The 19,701-nt window shown below is 73.8% G+C and carries 20 protein-coding genes and 1 pseudogene; 12 read left to right on the top strand and 9 right to left on the bottom strand.

Annotation, left to right across the window (positions count from 1 at the left end):
• Positions 1-321: 321 nt before the first annotated feature.
• Complete coding sequence (locus ACFVGO_RS15985; RefSeq protein ID WP_380356812.1) at positions 322-1,185, bottom strand: serine hydrolase; 864 nt, start codon at positions 1,183-1,185, stop codon at positions 322-324.
• Positions 1,186-1,316: 131 nt separating this feature from the next.
• On the bottom strand, positions 1,317-2,264 hold the full coding sequence (locus ACFVGO_RS15980; protein ID WP_380356776.1) for a LysR family transcriptional regulator: 948 nt from the start codon (positions 2,262-2,264) through the stop codon (positions 1,317-1,319).
• Positions 2,265-2,435: 171 nt separating this feature from the next.
• Between ACFVGO_RS15980 and bla the strand changes: the two genes are divergently transcribed.
• Positions 2,436-3,392 carry a class A beta-lactamase gene (gene bla / locus ACFVGO_RS15975; RefSeq protein ID WP_359899108.1) on the top strand — a complete coding sequence of 319 codons (957 nt, stop codon included), beginning with the start codon at positions 2,436-2,438 and terminating at the stop codon, positions 3,390-3,392.
• A gap of 76 nt (positions 3,393-3,468) precedes the next feature.
• Here bla and ACFVGO_RS15970 read toward each other — a convergent pair whose 3' ends face one another.
• A complete protein-coding gene (locus ACFVGO_RS15970; RefSeq protein WP_380356779.1) occupies positions 3,469-4,320 on the bottom strand; it encodes a LysR substrate-binding domain-containing protein in 852 nt (283 codons plus the stop codon).
• An 81-nt stretch (positions 4,321-4,401) separates the two neighbouring features.
• Here ACFVGO_RS15970 and ACFVGO_RS15965 point away from each other — a divergent pair, with 81 nt between their 5' ends.
• A complete protein-coding gene (locus ACFVGO_RS15965) occupies positions 4,402-5,322 on the top strand; it encodes an MBL fold metallo-hydrolase (protein WP_380356782.1) in 921 nt (306 codons plus the stop codon).
• A gap of 23 nt (positions 5,323-5,345) precedes the next feature.
• On the top strand, positions 5,346-5,486 hold the full coding sequence (locus tag ACFVGO_RS15960) for a hypothetical protein (protein ID WP_359899114.1): 141 nt from the start codon (positions 5,346-5,348) through the stop codon (positions 5,484-5,486).
• A gap of 468 nt (positions 5,487-5,954) precedes the next feature.
• Here the strand turns inward: ACFVGO_RS15960 and ACFVGO_RS15955 are convergent, their stop codons facing one another.
• Positions 5,955-6,452 (bottom strand): hypothetical protein, encoded by a 498-nt coding sequence (locus tag ACFVGO_RS15955; RefSeq protein WP_380632249.1) that lies wholly within the window; start codon positions 6,450-6,452, stop codon positions 5,955-5,957.
• Between the two features lie 352 nt (positions 6,453-6,804).
• Here ACFVGO_RS15955 and ACFVGO_RS15950 point away from each other — a divergent pair, with 352 nt between their 5' ends.
• The 3 genes and pseudogenes from ACFVGO_RS15950 (at position 6,805) to ACFVGO_RS15940 (ending at position 7,636) form a co-directional block, all read left to right on the top strand.
• Positions 6,805-7,128 (top strand): hypothetical protein, encoded by a 324-nt coding sequence (locus ACFVGO_RS15950; protein ID WP_359899118.1) that lies wholly within the window; start codon positions 6,805-6,807, stop codon positions 7,126-7,128.
• 173 nt (positions 7,129-7,301) lie between these two features.
• Positions 7,302-7,379: pseudogene (locus tag ACFVGO_RS15945) on the top strand (hypothetical protein); the annotation flags it as partial.
• A 119-nt stretch (positions 7,380-7,498) separates the two neighbouring features.
• The gene (locus tag ACFVGO_RS15940; protein WP_380632267.1) at positions 7,499-7,636 is read left to right on the top strand and encodes a hypothetical protein; all 138 of its coding nucleotides are present in this window, start codon (positions 7,499-7,501) and stop codon (positions 7,634-7,636) included.
• Positions 7,637-7,812: 176 nt separating this feature from the next.
• Here the strand turns inward: ACFVGO_RS15940 and ACFVGO_RS15935 are convergent, their stop codons facing one another.
• On the bottom strand, positions 7,813-8,250 hold the full coding sequence (locus ACFVGO_RS15935) for a hypothetical protein (protein ID WP_380632247.1): 438 nt from the start codon (positions 8,248-8,250) through the stop codon (positions 7,813-7,815).
• Between the two features lie 524 nt (positions 8,251-8,774).
• Here ACFVGO_RS15935 and ACFVGO_RS15930 point away from each other — a divergent pair.
• Positions 8,775-9,254, top strand: a complete 480-nt coding sequence (locus ACFVGO_RS15930; protein ID WP_380356791.1) for a hypothetical protein — start codon at positions 8,775-8,777, stop codon at positions 9,252-9,254.
• A 193-nt stretch (positions 9,255-9,447) separates the two neighbouring features.
• On the opposite strand, the gene ACFVGO_RS15925 is transcribed toward ACFVGO_RS15930, so the two are convergent.
• Positions 9,448-10,170, bottom strand: a complete 723-nt coding sequence (locus tag ACFVGO_RS15925; RefSeq protein WP_359899126.1) for a phospholipid scramblase-related protein — start codon at positions 10,168-10,170, stop codon at positions 9,448-9,450.
• A 657-nt stretch (positions 10,171-10,827) separates the two neighbouring features.
• On the opposite strand from ACFVGO_RS15925, the gene ACFVGO_RS15920 reads away from it, so the two are divergent.
• A complete protein-coding gene (locus ACFVGO_RS15920; protein WP_359899128.1) occupies positions 10,828-12,372 on the top strand; it encodes a S8 family serine peptidase in 1,545 nt (514 codons plus the stop codon).
• Positions 12,373-12,561: 189 nt separating this feature from the next.
• Complete coding sequence (locus ACFVGO_RS15915) at positions 12,562-13,176, top strand: TetR/AcrR family transcriptional regulator (RefSeq protein WP_380632244.1); 615 nt, start codon at positions 12,562-12,564, stop codon at positions 13,174-13,176.
• A gap of 133 nt (positions 13,177-13,309) precedes the next feature.
• Here the strand turns inward: ACFVGO_RS15915 and ACFVGO_RS15910 are convergent, their stop codons facing one another.
• The gene (locus ACFVGO_RS15910) at positions 13,310-13,501 is read right to left on the bottom strand and encodes a ferredoxin (protein ID WP_380632265.1); all 192 of its coding nucleotides are present in this window, start codon (positions 13,499-13,501) and stop codon (positions 13,310-13,312) included.
• A 35-nt stretch (positions 13,502-13,536) separates the two neighbouring features.
• Complete coding sequence (locus ACFVGO_RS15905; RefSeq protein ID WP_380632242.1) at positions 13,537-14,745, bottom strand: cytochrome P450; 1,209 nt, start codon at positions 14,743-14,745, stop codon at positions 13,537-13,539.
• Positions 14,746-15,052: 307 nt separating this feature from the next.
• Between ACFVGO_RS15905 and ACFVGO_RS15900 the strand changes: the two genes are divergently transcribed.
• A complete protein-coding gene (locus ACFVGO_RS15900) occupies positions 15,053-15,694 on the top strand; it encodes a dihydrofolate reductase family protein (RefSeq protein WP_359899136.1) in 642 nt (213 codons plus the stop codon).
• 187 nt (positions 15,695-15,881) lie between these two features.
• Here the strand turns inward: ACFVGO_RS15900 and ACFVGO_RS15895 are convergent, their stop codons facing one another.
• Positions 15,882-16,025 (bottom strand): hypothetical protein, encoded by a 144-nt coding sequence (locus ACFVGO_RS15895; protein ID WP_359899138.1) that lies wholly within the window; start codon positions 16,023-16,025, stop codon positions 15,882-15,884.
• A gap of 214 nt (positions 16,026-16,239) precedes the next feature.
• Here ACFVGO_RS15895 and ACFVGO_RS15890 point away from each other — a divergent pair, with 214 nt between their 5' ends.
• Together ACFVGO_RS15890 and ACFVGO_RS15885 are read left to right on the top strand one after the other, a co-directional pair.
• Positions 16,240-19,518: an AAA family ATPase gene (locus ACFVGO_RS15890; RefSeq protein ID WP_380632239.1), complete on the top strand. Its 3,279-nt coding sequence runs from the start codon at positions 16,240-16,242 to the stop codon at positions 19,516-19,518.
• A complete protein-coding gene (locus ACFVGO_RS15885; protein ID WP_359899142.1) occupies positions 19,515-19,685 on the top strand; it encodes a hypothetical protein in 171 nt (56 codons plus the stop codon). Before ACFVGO_RS15890 ends, ACFVGO_RS15885 begins: the two co-directional genes overlap by 4 nt.
• Positions 19,686-19,701: the final 16 nt, after the last annotated feature.

Genomic DNA, 19,701 nt, shown 5'->3' with positions numbered 1-19,701 from the left:
CCCAAAAGGGGGGGGGGCGGTGGGGTGGGGTTTCCACACTGGGGCGTGTGGTAGCGGGGGCGGCCCCCCAGATCGCCCCTGGCGACACCTGCGCGGGTGACCGGCGTCCGGGGCCGTGGCCCGGCTGCCGGTGGGGGTTCTGTCCGGTCCTGGCCGGTCGCGGGGCCGGTGCGGCGGTGCCCGGGCAGGGGGTGGTCGCCGGGCACCGCCGTCCTGCGACCGGCAGGTACCCGGGCAAACGAGCGTGCAGCCGATCCGTCACCCGGACGTCGTGGCCGGGAGGGAGGGCAGCTGGGCATCCTGGGGTGGTCTCGGCCCCGGTCAGCCCCTCGCGCCGGCTGCCGCCCGGGCCCGGAGGGCGTCGACGGCGAGGCGGGCGGTGGTTCCGATGACGGCGTCGGCGGCGGGCAGGGTGATGGTGGTGGCGGCGGCGCGGGTGAAGACGGCGAGGGCGTAGCGGCCGCCGTCGGGGTATTCGACGACGCCGACCTCGTGGCGCAGCGTGGGGAGGGTGCCGGTCTTGCCGTGGACGCGGACGTCGTCGTAGGGGAAGCCGGAGGCCAGGCGGTGCGGCCAGACCTGGAGGCCGAGGAGGCGTCGCACGGCGGCGCCGTGGTCGCCGGGGCAGGCGTCGCCGTGCCAGAGGGCGGTGAGCAGGGTGGTCATGTCGCGGGGGGTGCTGTGGTTGGTGAAGGCGGGGTCGAGGACCCTGAGGCGGGCGACGACGGCGGGGTCGACCGGGGAGTCGGGGCCGGTGTCCTCGGCGAGGGCGGCGATGAGGTCGCGGAGCTTGTGGACGGCGACGGTGCGGCTCAGGCCGAGGTCGGCCATGGTGCGGTTGACGGTGTCGAGGCCGATCTGGTCCCACAGGGTGTCGGCGGCGGTGTTGTCGCTGACGGCCGCGGTGAGGTAGGCGAGGTCGCGCAGGGAGAGGCGGGCGGTGTCGAGCATGGCGGCGAGGCCGGTCGGCCCGGGGGTGCGGCCGGCGGCGGGGATCTCGACCTGCCGGGTCAGGTCGATCCGTCCGGCGGCGGCCTCGCGGTACAGCGTCACGAGCAGGCAGACCTTGTGGACGCTGGCGGTGCTGACGGCGGTGTCGGCGCCGAGGCCGATCTCGGCGCCGGTGTCGAGGTCGAGCGCGTGCAGCCGGCCGGTGACGCCCGCGTCGGCGAAGGCCGCGGCGATGCGGGTGCGCGCGGCCCGGCTGTGCGGGGTCCGGTCGGCAGCCGTGCGGTCGGCTGTGGTGCGGTCGGCAGCCGTCCGGTCGGCTGTGGTGCGGTCGGCAGCCGTCCGGTCGGCTGTGGTGCGGTCGCTGGTCACAGCGGGAACTCCATTGCGGGCCGGGGGTGGAGCGGGCGGTTGGGCGGCTGGGGCAGCAGGCCGCCGGGTCCGGTCAGCGCCTCGTGGGCGGCCTGGGCGAACAGCCGGACGGCGGGCCCGTCCCGCCCGGCCGGCCAGGCCGTGGAGGTCCGCCAGGCCAGCGGGGTGCCGGTGAGCGGGCACCAGACCGTACCCGGTGGGGGTGTGGTGCGCGGCACCAGGGCGATGGCGCTGCCGGTGAGCACGAGCGCGCCCGCGACGTCCGGTCCCGGCGGGTCGACGACGGCCTCGGGGGTGCAGCCGTGCCTGGTGAGCGTGGTGAGGACCTCGTCGTACAGGGCCGGGGCCGTGGCGCGCGGGAAGAGGACCAGGCGCAGGCCGGTCAGTTCGGCCACCGCGAGCTCCGGGCGGTCGGCGTACGGACCGCGGGCGGCGAGCAGGGCGCCGAGCGGCTGGTGCAGGACGGGGCCGAAGGCCAGCCCGTCGGCCGGGCAGGGGTGCCGGACGACGGCGACGTCGACGGTGTGCTGGGCGAGTTCGCGCACCACGGCCGCGACCGGCAGTTCCCGCAGTTCGAGCCGGGTGCCCGGGGAGGCGGTCTCGAAGCCGGTGAGCAGCGCGGCCAGGGCGGCCGGCCCGAGTTCGGGCGGGACGGCCGCGCGCAGGGTGCCGGCCCGTCCGCTGCGCAGGTCGGCGGCGGTGGCGAGGAGGCGGGCGGCGCTGTCCAGCGTCTCCTCGGCCTCGGCGAGCAGCAGCCGGCCCGCCGGGGTGAGGTCGACGCCGCGCGGGCCGCGGTCGAACAGGGTCACGCCGAGTTCGCGTTCGAGGCGCTGGATCCGCTGGGAGAGCGAGGGCTGGGCGATCCGCAGGCGCTCGGCGGCGCGGCCGAAGTGCCGTTCCTCGGCGACGGCGCGGAAGTGGCGGAGGTGCCCCAGCAGGTCCATGGCCAGTAATCATAGGTGTTTTCTTATCGTCCACTTCATGATTGCGGTCTTGGACTGGGTGGTCGGCGGCCTGTTTAGCTGAGCGTGATCGCGCGGATCGCGGCGGTGTGGACCACTACCGCGGGGCGCGACCGCGACCGTGACGGCACGAACCACCTGGGGAGACCACCGATGACGCCCGACCTCCGCCGTACCCGCCCCCGTACCGCGCTGCCCGCGGTGGCCCTGCTCGTGGCCGCGCTGATCGGCGGGTGCGGCCAAGCGGGCGGCGCCTCGACGGCGGCGGCCCCCGGCGCGGTGGCCACTGGCGCGACCACGACGGCGGCGGGGGCGGCCTCGGCCGATGCGGCGGACGCCGCCTTCGCGGCGCTCGAGCAGCAGTTCGGCGCCCGCCTCGGCGTGTTCGCGGTGGACACCGGCAGCGGCCGGGAGGTCACCCACCGGGCCGACGAGCGGTTCGCGTTCGCGTCCACGATCAAGTCGCTCGCCGCCGGGGCCCTGCTGCGGAAGGCGTCCGACGCGGACCTGGACAAGGTCGTCCCCTACCGCCAGGAGGACGTGCTGGCGTGGGCACCGATCACCTCGCAGCACGTGGCGACCGGTATGAAGCTGCGTGACCTGGCCTCCGCGTCCATCCAGTACAGCGACAACACCGCGGCCAACCTGGTCATCGCCGAGCTCGGCGGCCCGGCGGCCGTCCAGCAGTCGCTGCGCGACCTGGGCGACTCGACCACCAGCGTCGACCGCACCGAACCCACCCTCAACGAGGCGACCCCGGGCGACACCCGCGACACCAGCACGCCGCACGCCCTCGCCGCCGACCTGCGCCGCTACGTGCTCGGCGACGTCCTCACCGAGGGCCGGCGCGGGCTGCTGACGGACTGGCTGGTCGGCAACACGACCGGCGGCCCGTACGTCCGCGCGGGGGTGCCCGCCGACTGGAGGATCGGCGACAAGACCGGCAACGCGGGCTACGGCACCCGCAACGACGTCGCCGTGGCGTGGCCGTCGGGCGGGCGCAGCCCGATCGTGATCGTCGTCCTGTCCGATCGCGGCAAGGCGGGCGCCACCTCCGACGACGCCCTGATCGCCCAGGCGACGAAGACCGTCGTCAGCACCCTCGGCTGAGCCTCCCCGACCGGGCCGCTGCGCGGCAGGTTCGGCGGCGGCAGGTTCGGCGGCGGTGGGTTCAGCGGCGGTGGGTTCAGCGGCGGTGGGTGGCTGCCGCGATGCGGACGAACGAAGGGATCAGCGGGTTCGGGTCGCCCGCGTTCCACGCCACCACCACACGGCTGGGCGCCATGTCGGCCAGCGGTACCGCGGTCAGTCCCTCGGGCATGCCGTGTCCGAGGGGGGTGATGCCGACCGTGCCGTTCCAGAGCACGGCCTGCCGGCACTCCTGGACGGCCCTCACCGCCGGTCCCCCGCGCGGCCGGCCGCCGGTCCAGTACGCCCCCCACAGCGGGTCGGTGCCGTCCGGGAACCGGAACCAGCACCGGTCCGCCAGGTCGGCCAGCTCCAGGTGCGTGCGGCCGGCCAGGGGGTCGTCGGTGCGCAGCACCGCGCCGACCGGGTCGGTGCGCAGCTCGTGCACGGTCAGGCCGGTCTCGTCGAAGGGGGCGCGGGTGAGGGCGATGTCGACCCGTCCGGTGCGCAGTCCGCAGGTGGGGTCGGTCAGGTCGGTCTCGCGGATGCGGACCTCGATGTCCGGGTGTCGCTCGCGGTAGGCGTTGGCCAGGCGCAGGGCGCCGAGGTCGGTGCCGTCGCCGAGCAGGCCGACGGTGACGGCCGTGGGGCCGGCTTCGGCAGCGACGCGTGCGCGGATCCGGTCGGCGCGGTCGAGGAGGGTGCGGGCTTCGTCGAGCAGGACGGTTCCGGCCGGGGTGAGGGTGACGCCCCGGGCGGAGCGGTGCAGCAGGGTGGCGCCGAGGTCGGTTTCCAGCTGCTTGATCGCCCGGCTGAGCGGGGGCTGGCTCATGTGCAGCCGGGCGGCGGCCCGGCCGAAGTGGAGTTCCTCGGCGACCGCGACGAAATAGCGCAACGTCCGCAGCTCCATGCTGCGACGATACCCGTGCGGTATCGGGCACGTGCGAATCGGTCTTGGACGGCCGGGGTGCCGGGGCGGTGGAATCGAGGCATGAACGACGCATCGCTTTCCGACCCCGCCGTCCACGTGGCCGGCGTCCGGGAGATCGCCCCCGAGCTGCTGGTGGTCCCGGACCGCGGGATCCCGCTGGTTCCCAACATCGGCATCATCGGCGGCACCGAGGCCGTCCTCGTCGTCGACACCGGCATGGGCACCGCCAACGCCGAGCAGGTCCTCTCCCTGGCGTCCGAAGTGGCCGACGGGCGCCGCCTGTACCTGACCACCACGCACTTCCACCCCGAGCACGCCTTCGGCGCGCACGTCTTCCACGGCCGGGCCACCTACCTCGCCAACCGCGCCCAGGCCGAGGACCTGAAGGTGAGGGGAGCGGGCTACCTGGAGATGTTCCGCGGGTTCGGCCCGCCGGTCGCCGACCGCCTCGACGGCGACGTCCGCGTGGTCGCCCCCGACGTGGTCTACGACGACGGGTACGACCTGGACCTCGGCGGCCGCCGCGTACGACTGCGGGCCACCGGCCGGGGCCACACCAGGGGCGACCAGGTGATCGAAGTACCCGACGCCGGCGTCCTGTTCACCGGCGACCTCGCCGAGACCGGGCAGTTCGCGATCTTTCCCTGGTTCCCGCCGCACGACACCGACGTCTCCGGGATCGGCTGGCTGACGGTGATGGAGCGGCTGGCGGCCGACGGGCACCGCACGGTCGTCCCCGGCCACGGCACCGTCGGCGGCCCGCAGGTCCTCGGCGACGTCCGCGACTACCTGCGCGAGCTGCGGGACGAGACCTGGCGGCGGCGCGACTCCGCCATGGGCGGGAGCGAGATCGTGGCCGAGGTCCGGGCCCTGCTGATCGAACGGCACCCCGAGTGGACCGGACAGGAGTGGATCGAGAAGGGCGTCGGCTGCCTGTGCACCGAACACCCCACCGTCACGGACCAGGACCCGACGGACTGAGAAACGGGTGGGATGAGAATCGGGTGGGCGCGGCCTCGCGGGCCCACCGCCGATGCTGCTTCGACCAGTCACCCCGAAAGCGGCAGTTGCTGGACAGCGCGCCCGCCACCGTCGTCTCGGGCGCCCCGTTCGACATCGCCGCGCCCATGGCGCGGGACCTGTGAGCGGCCGGCGTGCCGACCGCCCTCCGGTGCGGCTGGTGCCGACGCACCCTGCCCGGATACACCACCCCCTGACCCGCCCACCACAACAGCGCCGGCGGACACCACGGACGGCCCGGCACGGCCCGCCGCCACCCAACGGCCACCCGGAACGACAGCGCGGTGGCCGAGCCGGCGGGGCGGGCGGCACTTTCAAGGCCGTGCCCTTGCCCGGCACACAGCGTTGATCACGACGCACCCCGTACGACTGCTACCAGGTCAGGCGAGCTGTTCACGCGTTCTTCCAGGTCGGCTGCCCGCCCAGCCACAGTGGGCCTGCTCGCTGTCTGCGCTCTGGGGGCCGGCACATGAGCACTCCGGCCGATGGCCGCCCGGCCTCGCCGGCGAGGAGGTCGAACCGCGCGGTCCCGTCGGGACCGGAGCGGCCCGCTTCCTCGCCGGCGATGTCACGAACCGGTGATCACCCGGTTGTCAGCCTATCTGGCAGCTGAACCAGTTGGTCCACGTGCCGCTGCTGTTGATGGTGTTGCACCACTGACCGCCATTGCTGCCGGTCAGCCACAGGAGGGGGAAACTGTTGTAGTCCAGGACCCAGACACCGTCCTGGACGTCGCTGCTGTCGCCGAGGAGGTCCCAGCTGGACCACGGTCCGTTCGCGGTGGTCTGGTAGGTGTGCCAGATCCGGCGGTCGGTACCGACGAGCACGTACTCGATCCGGTTGCCCGACCAGATCAGGCGAGTGACCCTGGTGCCGCACAGGTAGGGTGCGGCGGGCGCACCGTCATGGACGGGGGCCGGGCAGCTTCCGCCGATGGTACTTGTGCTGTCCGGGCTTTCGGTGATGCTCTGCACGCTGACGATGGTGGACCCGTTCGGGGCCGGTGCCGCCGACGCCGGTGTGGCGGCGACTCCGAGCGCGAGCGAGGCCGCGGCGACGGCGGCTGCGGCGAAAGTACGCATCTTGATCATGGAATTCCCCTCCCGTAGGTGACAGCGGGCCGCTTCCGAATGGAGGCGGCCGCTCTCACCAAGGAGATTAGAAGCCGGAGCCCTCCGGTAGGCGGCTCCTGACGGATGGGAGGACGCGCTGTCAAGAACCGGCGACGCTGCGCCAAGTCGCCGCCTGCCCACCACCCCGCGGACTCCCCCACCGTCCATGCCGGGCCACCGTCCCGGCTCGGCCCGGCTCGGCTCGGCCCGCTCGTGGTGGTGGTTCGGAGCCCCTGGACTGGTCTGCGGTCGAGTCGGGGGGCGGGGAGCCGCCTGCGGCGATGCGCGTCCGTTCCTGGTGCCCGGCGGTGTTGTTCGACAGGATGTTCCGGTGGCGAACCTGACCCGGATCTGGACGATGACCCGTACCAACTTCCGCGCGGCCGACCCGGTCGAGCGGTGGACCGCGCGCGCGGCCTGGGTGGTGTTGACCGCGACGGCCTGGCTGGCGGTGATGTTCACGACCGTCTGGGGGGCCATGGTCGCCGGGGTTCCCACCGGTACCGTGGGGTGGTTGGCGGTCGTCCTCTCGCTGGCGGTTCCCGCCGTCTCGCTGGTCGCCGTCACCTCCGAGCCCGGCGGGCGCCTCGGCGCGCCGGCGTTGACGGTTGTCCTCCTGCTGGCGGCCGCCGTGCTCGTCGTCGCCTTCGTCTGAGTCGAGTTACACGACTCCCGGACGGCCTCTGCGGGTGCGTCCTGTCAGGGTGTTCGCGCCGGGGACGCCCTGAACTCGGTTGATTCGTCGAGGCGTTCGAGAGGCCGGACTGCAAGCTCCCGGAGCGCACGCAGGCGTTCGCCCGGCGCGCCGCCCAGGAGTTGGGGGTCGAGGTGCGGGCAGTGGGCACGGTCGAGGAGGCGGTGCGGGAGCGCGACGTCGTGGTCGTCGCGACGAACAGTCCGGTGCCCGTCCTGGGCGCCGGCTGGATCGCACCGGGCACGCACGTGACGACGCTCGGGCCCAGGTCGCTCTCGCGCCACGAGGTCCCCGCCGCCCTGGCGGACCACGCACACGCCCCGTCGGGCGGATGGTCGAGCTCGGCGCCGTATTGGCCGGCTCCGAGGTCGCCCGCACCGGCCGGGACGACATCACCGTCTTCTGCCCGGCCGTCCTGGCCGACACCGAAGTCGCCGTCGCGGCGGTGCTGTTGGAGGAGCCGCGCTGACGCCGGCCGGGGCGGGCCCTCGCCCCCCGGCCCCCCGACCGCCCCGGCCGCGGCGCCCGGCACGCGGCGGTTGATCTCGTCCGGCGGCGCCGGGTCGGCGGGCCGGTCGCCGCCCCGCCCGGTCGTCAGCGCGAAGGCGGCCTTTGATCAGCATCACGCCGGCGACCGGGCGCAGGTCAGCAGTTCACGATGGTCGAGACGGTCGCGGTCGATTGCGGCCAGCCGGGCTGGTCCACGCCGAACTGGGCGGTCACGGTGCGGCCGCAGGGCACGGTGCCCGTGATGCCGCCGACGTCGCTCCCGCCGGTCGGGATCAGGACGGTCGGGGTGATGGTGCCGAGCGGTGGGCTGGTGACGCCGACGCTGGTCAGCCGGAAGGAGACCTGCTGGTCCTGCCAGGTCGGGCTGGCCGGAGTGGCGCGCCCGAACACGTACACCTGGCCTCCGTTGGTGTTGATGCAGGCCCTGATCGTGAGGTAGTTCGGCGCGCCCGGGTCCCCGCAGACGGTGGTGCCCGTCATGCCGGCGACGGATGCGGTGGCGGCGGAGGCAGAGGCGGTCTGAGTGCCGGTCAGCGCCGCCGGAGCGGCGAGAACGGCAGCAAGGCGTTTCAAGGGGCCCTCCTTCGTCCGGTTCTCTCGGCGAGCACTGACAGCACTGTGACATGTCACATGGCTCTTACGGCATTACGCCCGGACGGACACGTCCGACGTCTCGGCCGCCGAGGAGGCGTACCCGGCCGCGCAGCGGGCCCTGACGGAGTGCTCGCCGGAGGAGGCGGCCACAACCGAGCGGTCCACGGACGGCACGTCGCACCGCGCCCCGAACGAGCGGGCCTCCGGCGGAGCCGGGCACGCGGATCGGCTCCGCCGGGCGCGGGAGGGATCCGGGGGCCGATCGGATGAGACGGGCCGGAGCATCCGCGCAGGGCGCGTGGACGGCGGGCGCCGAAGTGATTCTCCGCGATGGAGCGTCCGGGTGACGGCCCGTCATTGCGTGCTAGAACCATCGACGGCCGTGAACGCCCACCCGCGATCACCGCCCCCTGCACCGCCGTACCGCTGCACGGCCGTACCGCTGCACCGCCGTACCGCCGCACCGCGCACCTTCCGGCCGCATTTCCACCGAAGGAGAAAACATGTCCGTCACACGCACCATGCGGACCGCGCGAACCGCGCTGCTCGCCGCCTTCGCCGCGCTCACCCTGCTGCTCACCGGCGCCGCCACCGCGACGCCGGCCTCCGCCACCGCCACGGGGCTGGACGACACCTGGGCCTGCTCCGTCCCGTCCGGCTACGTCTACGAAGGGGTCGTCTTCAGCCAGACGTGCAGCGGCGGCGGCAGCTGGAAGTCGCCGCAGTACCACCTGCGCACGCCCGTCGACGGTCTCACCTCCTGCTCGACCGCCCCGGGCTTCACCTACGACTCCGCCGGCTCGTCCACCACGTGCAGCCTGACGCAGGGCGTGCCGTCCACCACCTTCCACCTCCGCACGCCGGTCAGCGGCATGTGGGCGTGCAGCGTCCCGAGCGGTTTCACCTACAGCGCCACCACCTCGAACCTGGACTGCGCCACCGTCCGGGGCGTGCCGACCACCAAGTTCCTTCTGTCCCGCTGACCGGCCGAGCCGGAACGCGGGAACGGGTGGGCCGCCCCGCAGCGGCCGGGCGGCCCACCCGTCGGCCGTGATCGGGTGGCGGGCTTCTCCGCCGGGCCGGCGATGACGCACGGCTCCGCTCTCCGGCCGGAGCCCCGCCCCCTGGGCAGTCGCCCGGTCGGGGGCGGGGCTCCGAACAACGTACGGTTCGCGGTTATCCGAAGCCGCGGGCGTCCTGCTTCAGCGCGGTGTCCACGGTCAGCGCGGTCGCCACGACCAGGCTGAGCAGCGGGTCGGCGAGCGGGCGGTGGATCTGGAGCACGTAGTTGTCGGCCGTGGTGAACATCGTCTTCGCCAGGCCTTCCCAGGTCTTGGTGATCCGGGCGACCTCGTTGTCCGTCTCGTCGACGATGGAGAAGTTCCAGGCCCGCCAGTTCTCCGCCTTGATGGCGCCGATCTTCTGACCGCCGACCTCCAGCGAGAAATTGATCTTCCCGATGGCGTTCTGCTGGATGATCTGGCCGACCTCCTGGCCGTTCGGACGCTGCACGATCACCCGCGACTTGATGAGCTTCGCCGGGCGGGTCAGCAGCAGCACCGGGGTGCCCTGCGCGTCACGGATCTCCAGCTTGTGGGTCAGGTACTGGTCGAGGGAGGAGAGCAGCCGCAGCACCTTGCGCAGAGCGCTCTGGCCGACCTGGACCACCGAGCCCAGCGTGGCGCCCTGCTGGTCGAAGACGGAGTACTCGTTGGTCAGCTCGATCAGCTTGGCCTTCTGGTTCACCACCAGGACCGGCTCGGAGAAGAGGGTGCCGCCGCCACCGTAGACCGGTCCGACGCCCGCCTGCTGCTGCACCTGGCGCTGCACCTTGGCGGAGTCGCCGGCCGGGGCGGCCGGCTGCCCGGGGAAACCGGGGGTGTTCGTGTTCTGGGACATGGCGGGCAGGCTAGGCCCAATCCTCTGTGGGGAGCTAGATCGTTTTGAACGGCCCGCGGGTTCGTCAGGGACCTCGCGTTGCGAAGTTGACCTGCGGGTTTGGGTGTTGCGGACGACAGTCGGCCGGCACCCGACGCGGTGGATGTGTCCGATGTCACATCCGCTGATCGTGCGTGGGCGGATGACGGCCTGCCTCGCGGCCGGCCGTCCCAACGCCTGGACGACGGGAACCTGTGCCCTGCCGGATACCGGGCGCGGGGAGACGGCCTCCCCGGACACTCGGGACCGCCAGCACCGGGAGCGTGCGGCGGCGGCACTGCGGCGGCCGGGGTGCGGCGGCACTGCGGCGGCACGACGGCGGCCGGAGTGCGGAGGCCACGGCAACCCTGCCGGGGGCCAACGGCGTTGATGTCGGCCGTCGTGCCGCGTCGGGTTCGACCTCGGACCGGCCGTGCCGGTTCGCCGCGGGTCCGGTCAGGCCGTCGGCGAGTCATTGCCGAGTCTTTGCCGAGTCATTGATGGTTGGCGAGGTGGCGGGATAGCTTCACTCCTGCACCACGCGTCCTGCACCGCGCGTCCTGTACCACCCGTCCTGTTCCTGCCCGGCCGGCGCGCTGTCCTCGGCCGGGTCCTGCACCCGGATGATGTGGAGACCACATGGCTCGACTGCGTTCCTTACTGCGACTCGGCCCGGCCGTGCCGATCGTGCTGTCGCTGACCGCCTCACTCGGATTCCTCCCCACGCCGGCCTCGGCGACGCCCCGGGCGCAGTACGCCGCGCAGGCCGAGGACGCGCACCCCCTGGCGTACGTCGTCAACACCAGGACCGACCGTCGCACGATCGCCGAGGTGCAGCGGGCCGTCGCCGCGGCCGGCGGCACCGTCGTCGTCACGTACGACGGGATCGGCGTCATCGTCGCCCACTCGGCGAACCCCGACTTCGGCAGGCGGATGCGCGCGGTGCGCGGAGTGCAGTCGGCGGGCGCCACGCGGACCGCGCCGCTGAGCGCGGCGGGGACCACCGACGAGGGTGGGGTGCGGCGCCTCTCCGAGGCCGAGGCGGCGGGGATCGCGAAGGCGTCCGGCAGCGGCACCGAACCCCTCGAAGCCGAGCAGTGGGCCCTGCGGGCGATCGGCGCGGACAAGGCCGCGGAGATCAACCCCGGCAGCAGCAATGTCACGGTCGCCGTCATCGACACCGGCGTCGACGACACCCACCCGGACCTCGCCGCGAACTTCTCCCCCTCGCAGTCCGCGAACTGCGCCAGCGGCAAGGCCGACACCGCGTACGGCTCCTGGCGGCCGGTGGACGCGGACTACTTCCACGGCACGCACGTGGCGGGCACGATAGCCGCGGCCCGCAACGGCGTCGGCGTCGCGGGCGTGGCACCCGGGGTGAAGGTCTCCGGCATCACGGTCTCCCAGCCCACCCCGCGCCAGCTGATCTACGCCGAAAGCGTCGTCTGCGCCTTCGTGTTCGCCGCCGACCACGGTGTGCAGATCACCAACAACAGCTACTACGTGGACCCGTGGCAGTACAACTGCCTGGACGACCCCGACCAGAAGGCCATCGTCGACGCGGTCGACCGCGCCCAGCTCTACGCGCAGCGCAAGGGCACCCTCAACGTCGCCGGGGCCGGCAACGCCAACCACGACCTGGCCTCCGACGGCTTCACCGACGGTGGCAGCCCCAACGACTCCACCCCGGCGAGCCGGACGGTCGACCCGCACAGGTGCTGGGACCTGCCCGCACAGCTGCCGGGCGTCGTCACGGTCGGCGCGACCGGCGCCAGGAACGCGAAGGCGTACTACTCCAACTACGGCCTCGGCGTGATCGACGTCGCGGCGCCGGGCGGTGACCGGTACCAGGCCTCGGACACCCCGTCCGGGGAAGGCGGCATCCTGTCGACGCTGCCGAACAACCAGTACGGCTACGAGCAGGGCACGTCCATGGCCACGCCCCACGCCTCCGGTGTGGCCGCGCTGCTGAAGTCCGCCCACCCGGAGGCGACCCCGGCCCAGTTGCAGGCACTGCTCAAGGCCCAGGCGGACAACCCGGGGTGTCCGGCCGGCCCGGCCGACCCGCACGGCGGGAACGGCGGGAACGGCGGTGGTTCCGGGGACGCCGTCTGTGCGGGCGGCAAGCGCGTCAACGGCTTCTACGGCTTCGGCATCGTCAACGCGCTGCGCGCGGTCGAGTAGCCGGCACCGCACCGGCCCCGCCGCGGGCGGGCGGCGGGCGGGCCGTGGCCTTCGTCCGACACGCGCACGCCGCCCGGGAGTTGGCGGGCTCCGGGGACCACCGGGCGGTCCCCGGCGGCCGGCCACCTGCTGCGGCGGCGCCCGCCGGACGTCGCCGCGCTGCGGGCGGCCCTTGGATAGGGTGCCGGGATGGCCCTCGACTCCCCCCGGCTGCTGCGTGCCGATGCCGCCCGCAACGCGGAAAAGATCGTCCGGGCTGCCCGGGAGGTCTTCGCCGAGCAGGGCCCCGACGCCCACCTCGACGACGTGGCGCGCCGGGCCGGCGTCGGGGCCGCCACGCTCTTCCGCCGCTTCCCCGACAAGGCCGCGCTGCTGCGGGCCGTGCTGGACCAGCGTTTCGGCGAGCACGTCCGTCCCGTCATCCAGGCTGCCGCGCACGACGCCGATCCCGCGTCCGGGCTGGTCCGTGTGCTGGAGGCGGCCCTGGAATCGGTGGCCGGCGACTACAACGTGCTGGCCGCCGCCCGCGCCGCCGGCGTGCTGACCCCGGCAACCGGGGAGGAGTTCTTCGCCGCGCTCGACGCCATCCTGACGCGCGGTCAGGACGCGGGCGTGATCCGCGCCGACCTCGTGCCCGACGACCTGCACCGCATCGTCGTCATGCTCGTCTCGGTGCTGTGGACGATGGAGGCCCGGGAGGACGGCTGGCGCCGGTACCTGGCCCTGGTCCTCGACGGCCTGTCCCCCGCCGGGGCCCGCCCGCTGCCCTGTCCCGCCCCCGCGCTGCACACCCGTACGCCCTGACGTCCTGACGTCCTGACGTCCTGACGCCGTGACGCCCTGATGCCTGACGCCGGGGCAGGTGCCGGCCGCCACGTCGGGCGGCCGACACCACCGGCACCGCCGGCACCACCGGCACCACCGGCACCGCCGTCCGTCAGCGCGCCGGGCGCAGCCGGATCGCCGAGGCCGGGCACATGGCGGCCGCCTCGCGGGCCTGTTCCGCCGCCGGGCCGCCGGGGTCGGCGGCGAGCACGACGACCCGCCCGGACTCGTCCTGGTCGAACACCGACGGCGCGGTCATCGCGCACTGCCCCGACGACACGCACCGCGAGGTGTCCGCCTCCACCCGTGCGGCGGGCCGCTCGGGCCGGTGGTCCCCGTTCACCACAGGACCGGGACCTCGCCGATGCCGCCCGCCAGCCGTTCGGAGTGGTCGCGCAGGCTGCGCGCGTCCACCGCCAGCCGCAGGCCGGGGAAGCGCCGGAACAGCGCGGTCAGCGCGATCCGCATCTCGGTGCGGGCGAGCGCGTTGCCGATGCAGTAGTGACCGCCGTGTCCGAAGGCCAGGTGCGCGTTGGGGGAACGCGACGGGTCGAAGGCGTCCGGTTCCTCGAAGGCCCGCCCGTCCCGGTTCGCGGCGTTGATGGCCACCAGTACCGCCTCGCCCCGCGCGATCGCCGTCCCGGCGACGGTGACGTCCTCGCGGGCGTAGCGGGTCAGGCCCAGGGCGCCGGGGGCGGCCATCCGCAGGACCTCCTCCACGGTGGCGCGGGCGGAGCCCTCGGGGTCGGCGGTGAAGCGGTCGCGCCGGGCGGTGTCGCTCAGCAGGAACAGGACCCCCAGGTCGATCCGGGTCGACGTCGTCTCGTGGCCCGCGAACAGCAGTCCCACCGCCAGGCGGGTCATCTCCTCCTCGGTGAACGAGGGGTCCTGTGCCTGTGCGGCCAGGATGTCGCTGATCACGTCCTGCCCCGGCCGCTTGCGCTTCTCCGCGGCGACGGCGGCGACGTACGCCTCGAACTCGGCCATGGCCGCGGCCCCGTCGGCGCCGCCGTACAGCGCGGCGATCCGTTCCGACCAGCCGCGCAGCAGGTCCCGGTCCGCGACCGGCACGCCCAGCAGCTCGCAGATCACCATCACCGGCAGCGGGAACGACAGGTGGTCGTGCAGGTTGACGGCACGTTGCGGATCCCGCGAACGGTCCTCGTCCATCGCGTCCAGGCAGGACGCGGCGAGTTCCCCGATCCGCTCGCCCATCCGGCGCATCCGCGGCGCGCTGAACGCGGGCGCCAGCATCCGGCGCATCCGCGTGTGTTCGCGGTCCTCCTCCTCGGGCGTGACGGCGGGGCGTGTGTGCAGCGCCGAGGCCGAGATCCTCGGGGCGTCCTCGGTGTCGGGGCGCAGCCGGGAGAACCGGGTGTCGCTCAGGATCACCCGGGCTTCCTCGTAGCGGGTCACCAGCCAGGCCGGGTCGCCGGCGGGTGTCGTCACCCGGGTGATCGGGCCTTCCTCGCGCAGGCGTGCGAGCAGTGGCGCCAGGTCCAGGGCGTTGGGGCGTTCGAAGGGTAACTGCGGTGCGGGCGCGGTCATGGTCTCTCCTCACCGGCCGAAGGGCCACAAGAGCAGGGGACGCTTGGCGGAGCCGCTCTCTCCCGCACGGCCGGGCCAGGACGGACGAGTGGCCTTCCGAACCGGCAAGTGAGAGTCAGCTCTCTCTTCTCTCGGGAGAGTAACACCGTCGGCACGCACAGTCAGCCACTCCTGGACCGCGCGCACTGAAAGGGCGGCGGGTGCGGAAACCGGGCAGCGGAAACCGGGCACCGGCGCGGCGATGAGTTTTCCGGCCCCGGAAGGTCTACATCTCGACGGGGACGACCAACTCACCGGGAGTGCAGACATGGGCCTCATCCACATCGAACTGTTCGCGACCCTCGACCTCGTCGGGCAGGCGCCCGGCGGCCCCGACGAGGACCCGGTGGGGTTCCCGTTCGGCGGCTGGCAGGCGCCCCTGATCGACGAGGGCACCGGGGCGCAGATCCTCGCCGCGTACGAGGGCACGGACGCCCTGCTGCTCGGCCGGCGGACGTACGACATCTTCGCCGCCTACTGGCCGCACCAGAAGGAGGGCGAGATCGCCGAGCTCTTCAACCGCGTCCCGAAGTACGTGGCGTCGCGCGGCACGCCCGGCCTCCCGTGGGCCGGGTCCACGCTGCTGGGCCCGGACCTGGCCGGCGCGGTGCGCGAGGTCCGTGACCGGCACGAGCACGTGAAGGTCGTCGGGAGCCTGGACCTGGTGCAGACCCTCCTGCGGGAGAAGCTCTTCGACCGTCTCGACCTGTGGGTGCACCCGATCGTGCTCGGCGTCGGGAAGAAGGTGTTCGACGGTGGCGCGGTGCCCACGAACCTGACGCTCCTCGAACCGCCGGCGGCCGGTGCGCAGGGCACGGTGTTCCTGCGCTACGGGCTCGCCGACGGCACGCCCGGGACGGGCGACATGAGCGCGCCCGACCGCGGTCTCGGGCACGACGACGTCCGGTGATCCGATGACCCGTGCAAGGCGCCACCGGGTCCAGGTGGTCGACCTGATCGACACCGCCGAACGCGAGTCCGGCGTGCGGGACATCGCCCGACAGCCCTCGCACAGCCGGACGCCGGACCGGAGGGCCGAGCGGCCCGGCGGGCACACCGCCCGCCGGGCCGCCCTGTCGCCGGCCATCGGCCACCGGCTATCCGGCCGATCGCGCCCGCCGACGGAGCAGCGACCTGATGCCCCGTACCGTGTCGACGGTCAGTCGCAACGCCCCGATCCCGACCGACAGTTCCGTACCGTGCTCCCGCACGAAGTCCACGACCGTCAGCAGTAGATCCATGTGAACCGTTCCCTCCCTGTGCGCCACCGCGGCCCCGTCGGCCGCTGTCTCCGGTGTACGGAGGTGCGGGGCTGTCCTGAACGGCCGTCGGACAGCGGCCGGACAACGAGGCCGCGGCCTGGACGGATCGTGTCCGTCCGGCGTCCCGGGGACGTCCGACCGGACACCGACGCCGTACGCTCGGGACACATCGATCGGCCGGGAGGGAGTGGCAGTGGGCTTCGGTGAGGTGGACGCTGACGCGCCAGAGCCGGTGCGGGAGTTGGCGGGCCGGCTGGGCGAGGTGGCGCGGGCGGCCGGTTATTCCGGCGTGCGGGATCTGGCGGCCGGCACCCGCGTGGGCAAGAGCACGGTGTCGGACGTGCTGACCGGCAAGCGCGTCCCGACCTGGGAGACGCTCAAAGCCCTGCTGCTCGGATGCGACGCCGCTCCGAACCGTGACTGGGCCGACGCGCACAAGGCCGCCGGGGACGCCCTGGAGGCGGCGAAGCACGCGGCCAGGGGTGGTGGCGACCCCGTGCGGGCCCAGCCGGTGCCGTCCCGGCCCGCCGGCCCCGGCACCTTCTCCATCCGCCCGCCGTACGGCGAACTGCCGCCCCGGGTCCGAGGACGCGACGAGTTGCTGGACCTGTTGGAGACCCGGCTGTCCCAGGGCGACGGCCGGCCCCAGATCCTCCACGGCATGGGCGGCTGCGGCAAGACCACGCTGGCCCTGCACCTCGCCCGCCGGGCCCGGGACCGGGGCTACCGGGTGTACTGGGTGTCCGCCTCCTCACCCGACCGCCTGGTCACCGGAATGCGGGAGGTCGCGCGCGAGTCGGGCGCGGCCCCGGACGAGATCGAGGCGGCCTGGGCCGGCCGGATCAGCGCGACCGATCTGGTCTGGCGGGAGCTGGACGGCGCGGAGCACCCGTGGCTGCTGGTGGTCGACAACGTCGACGAGCCCTCGTGGCTGGCCGCGGAGAGCGGCGCGCCCGGCGACGGCACCGGCTGGCTGCGTTCGAGCCGGGCCGGGATGACCGTGGTCACCACCCGGGTGGGAAGCCCCGGGATCTGGGGGCACGAGGCCGACACCCACCGGGTCGGCGTGCTCGTCCCGGCCGACGGCCGGGACGTCCTGCTGGACCTCGCGGGGGAGGCCGGGGATCCGGACGAGGCGATGGTCCTGGCCCAGCGGCTCGACGGGCTGCCGCTGGCGCTCAAGCTCGCCGGATCGTACCTGGCCAGGTCGGCGCGGGGCGCCGGGCTGCTGCGGCACCGGGACGGCCGTCCCGGCGGCCGGGTCCGCGGCTTCACCGCCTACGCGGAGGCGTTGGGCGAGGCGGGGGCCGGCTTCCTGGACCAGGGCGGGACGTGGCGCGGCGACGACGCCGGGACCGAGCAGTTCCACCGCCGGCTGATCGGACGCACCTGGGAACTCTCCCTCGACCTGCTGGAGGAGCAACGGCTGCCCGAGGCCCGGTCCCTGATGCGCCTGCTGTCGTGCTGCGCCCTGACCCCCTTCCCGGTGGGACTGCTCGACATCGACCCGCTGCCGCTCCCGGGCGCGACGGCCCGGGGAGCCGACGCGGAGCGGGTGGACCGGGCGATCGAGGCGCTGATCGACCTGGGCCTGCTCGACGTGGTGGACATCGGGTCGGGCGGCTCGTCCGACGGGCACGACCCCATACCGTGCCTGGCCAGCCACCGGCTGGTGCTGGAGGCCAACGCCCTGCGGCTGGCCGAAGGCCCGGCCGAGGACCGGACGGCCGTGTGGCGGGCGGCCGCGGAAATCCTCGAACGGGGCGCGGCCCGCGCCCCGGAGCAGCCCGGGAACTGGCTCTGGTGGCGGCTGCTCTTCCCCCACGTCGTCGCCGCGCTGGCCGCGGCACCGGGCGGTGACGAGGACGCCGTGCTGCTACCCCTGTTGCGGGTCGGGCTCGGCGGCTTCGCCTTCAAGGTCTTCGCGGGGGCGGAGGCCGACCAGGAACTGGCCGGCCTCCTCGAACGGCGCGCGGCCTTCCTGCCCCCGGACCACCCGCTCCGGCTGTCGATCCGTCACCGCGCGGTGCTCGCCGACAGGAACCAGGCACTCCGGGGCGAGGAACAGCTGCGGGAGCTGGAACACATCGTCACCCGGCAGGCGCAGACGCTCGGGGCCGACAGTCCCGAGACCCTGATCACCCGCTTCGACCTGGCCGGTCACCGATTCTCCCTGGGCATGCTGTCCGAGGCGGAGCTGGTGACCGAACTGCACGCCATCCGGCTGCTGCGCAGTCGGGTACTCGGCCCGCACGACCCGTACACGCTGCTCACCCAGAGAGCGCTGTCCCAGCTGACCACGGCCCGCGGGTACGACGAGGAACACCTGGGCGAGTTCGAGCGGCTGCTGGCCGAGCAGACGGCGCAGCTCGGCGCGGACCACATCGAGACGCTGATCACCCGGCACGACGTCGCGACCGCCCGGCGTTCCTGCCGGCCCGAGGAGGACGCCCAGGTCGAGGCCGAGCTGCGCGAGCTCCTGACGGACTGCCGCCGGGCGCTCGGTGCCACCGATCCGTACACGCTGCTGGTGCACGGGACGCTCGCCCATCTGATCGCGGAACGCGGCCACGGCGAGAGCGGCGCCGACGAGGAGTACCGGCAGCTGATCGAGCACACCCGGAGCCGGTCGGCGTCGGACCACCACTTCCTGCCGCTGCAGGACCGGCATCACATGGCCCACGCCCTGGACGCCGCCCAGCGGTGGGCCGAGGCGGAGATGGAGTACCGGTCGGTGCTGCAGGACCTCGAACGTGCCGGTGCCCAGGAATACGAGCTGTACTGGAACATGACGAGCTGCCTGGCGAAGAACCTCGTCCACCAGGGGCGGCGGGACGACGCGCTCGCCGAGTACGAAGGGGCCCTGTCGTCGTTGGACGGCAGGGGCCCGGTGCCGGCGCCGGTCCTCACGAGTGCGCTCCGGCTCCGGCACGAGCGGGCCGACCTGCTGAGCAAGGGCGGCCGGAGGGAGGAGGCCGAACGGGAGATCCGTGCGGTGCTCGCGATCCGCCTGGAGTCCGTGGACGGCATGGACTCCGTCGTCCTGTCCGAGCGCCACTGCCTGGCCCACCTGTTCGAGAAGCAGCAGCGGCACACCGAGGCGATCGACGAGCTGCGGCAGGTGGCCGACGCGTACGCCGACGTCCTCGGCCCGGCGGACAAGCAGAGCCGCGAGGCGGCCCTGTGCCTGGCACGGCTGACACGACTGCACGGTGACCGCGCCGAGGCCCTGCGGCTGTACGAGACCGTGCTCGCCGGGGAGAGCGCGGAGTACGGCCCGGACCACCCGGAAGCCCTGATGACGGCCTTCCGACGGGACCAGTGCCGGCTCGGCCTCGGCCTGCTCCGACGCGAGGAGGCGGTGGTGGCGTTCGAACACACCCTGGACGCGCTGACGTCCCGGGTCGGTGAGGACCACGAGTGGGTCACCACCGTCCGCGAGGTGCTGGCCGCCGCGCAGGCCGACGGGTGATCAGGGGGACGGGCCGACAGCAGGCCTGGTACTGCGCCCGTTGCGGCACCGCGCACTTCCCGCCCACCGCCGGACAGGGCACCGGGCCGCTCGGCCTCGCGGAGTTCCGCAAGGCGGTCTGGACAGCGGGCGGCTACGGCGACCTCGCCGAGCGGTACCGGCCGTAGGCCGTAGGCACGTACC

The sequence above is a fragment of the Kitasatospora sp. NPDC057738 genome (genome assembly GCF_042798815.1).
Lineage (GTDB): Bacteria > Actinomycetota > Actinomycetes > Streptomycetales > Streptomycetaceae > Kitasatospora > Kitasatospora lactacystinica.
The sequence above is the reverse complement of the archived record's forward strand: the minus strand, read 5'-3'. Positions and strand labels throughout refer to the sequence as shown.

Excerpts from the sequence above, each read along its gene's own strand:
- ACFVGO_RS15980 (WP_380356776.1), bottom strand. The coding sequence starts at position 2,264 with ATGGACCTGCTGGGGCACCTCCGCCACTTCCGCGCCGTCGCCGAGGAA.
- bla (WP_359899108.1), top strand. The coding sequence starts at position 2,436 with ATGACGCCCGACCTCCGCCGTACCCGCCCCCGTACCGCGCTGCCCGCG.
- ACFVGO_RS15970 (WP_380356779.1), bottom strand. The coding sequence starts at position 4,320 with ATGGAGCTGCGGACGTTGCGCTATTTCGTCGCGGTCGCCGAGGAACTC.
- ACFVGO_RS15965 (WP_380356782.1), top strand. The coding sequence starts at position 4,402 with ATGAACGACGCATCGCTTTCCGACCCCGCCGTCCACGTGGCCGGCGTC.
- ACFVGO_RS15955 (WP_380632249.1), bottom strand. The coding sequence starts at position 6,452 with ATGATCAAGATGCGTACTTTCGCCGCAGCCGCCGTCGCCGCGGCCTCG.
- ACFVGO_RS15940 (WP_380632267.1), top strand. The coding sequence starts at position 7,499 with ATGGTCGAGCTCGGCGCCGTATTGGCCGGCTCCGAGGTCGCCCGCACC.
- ACFVGO_RS15930 (WP_380356791.1), top strand. The coding sequence starts at position 8,775 with ATGTCCGTCACACGCACCATGCGGACCGCGCGAACCGCGCTGCTCGCC.
- ACFVGO_RS15925 (WP_359899126.1), bottom strand. The coding sequence starts at position 10,170 with ATGTCCCAGAACACGAACACCCCCGGTTTCCCCGGGCAGCCGGCCGCC.
- ACFVGO_RS15920 (WP_359899128.1), top strand. The coding sequence starts at position 10,828 with ATGGCTCGACTGCGTTCCTTACTGCGACTCGGCCCGGCCGTGCCGATC.
- ACFVGO_RS15915 (WP_380632244.1), top strand. The coding sequence starts at position 12,562 with ATGGCCCTCGACTCCCCCCGGCTGCTGCGTGCCGATGCCGCCCGCAAC.
- ACFVGO_RS15905 (WP_380632242.1), bottom strand. The coding sequence starts at position 14,745 with ATGACCGCGCCCGCACCGCAGTTACCCTTCGAACGCCCCAACGCCCTG.
- ACFVGO_RS15900 (WP_359899136.1), top strand. The coding sequence starts at position 15,053 with ATGGGCCTCATCCACATCGAACTGTTCGCGACCCTCGACCTCGTCGGG.
- ACFVGO_RS15895 (WP_359899138.1), bottom strand. The coding sequence starts at position 16,025 with ATGGATCTACTGCTGACGGTCGTGGACTTCGTGCGGGAGCACGGTACG.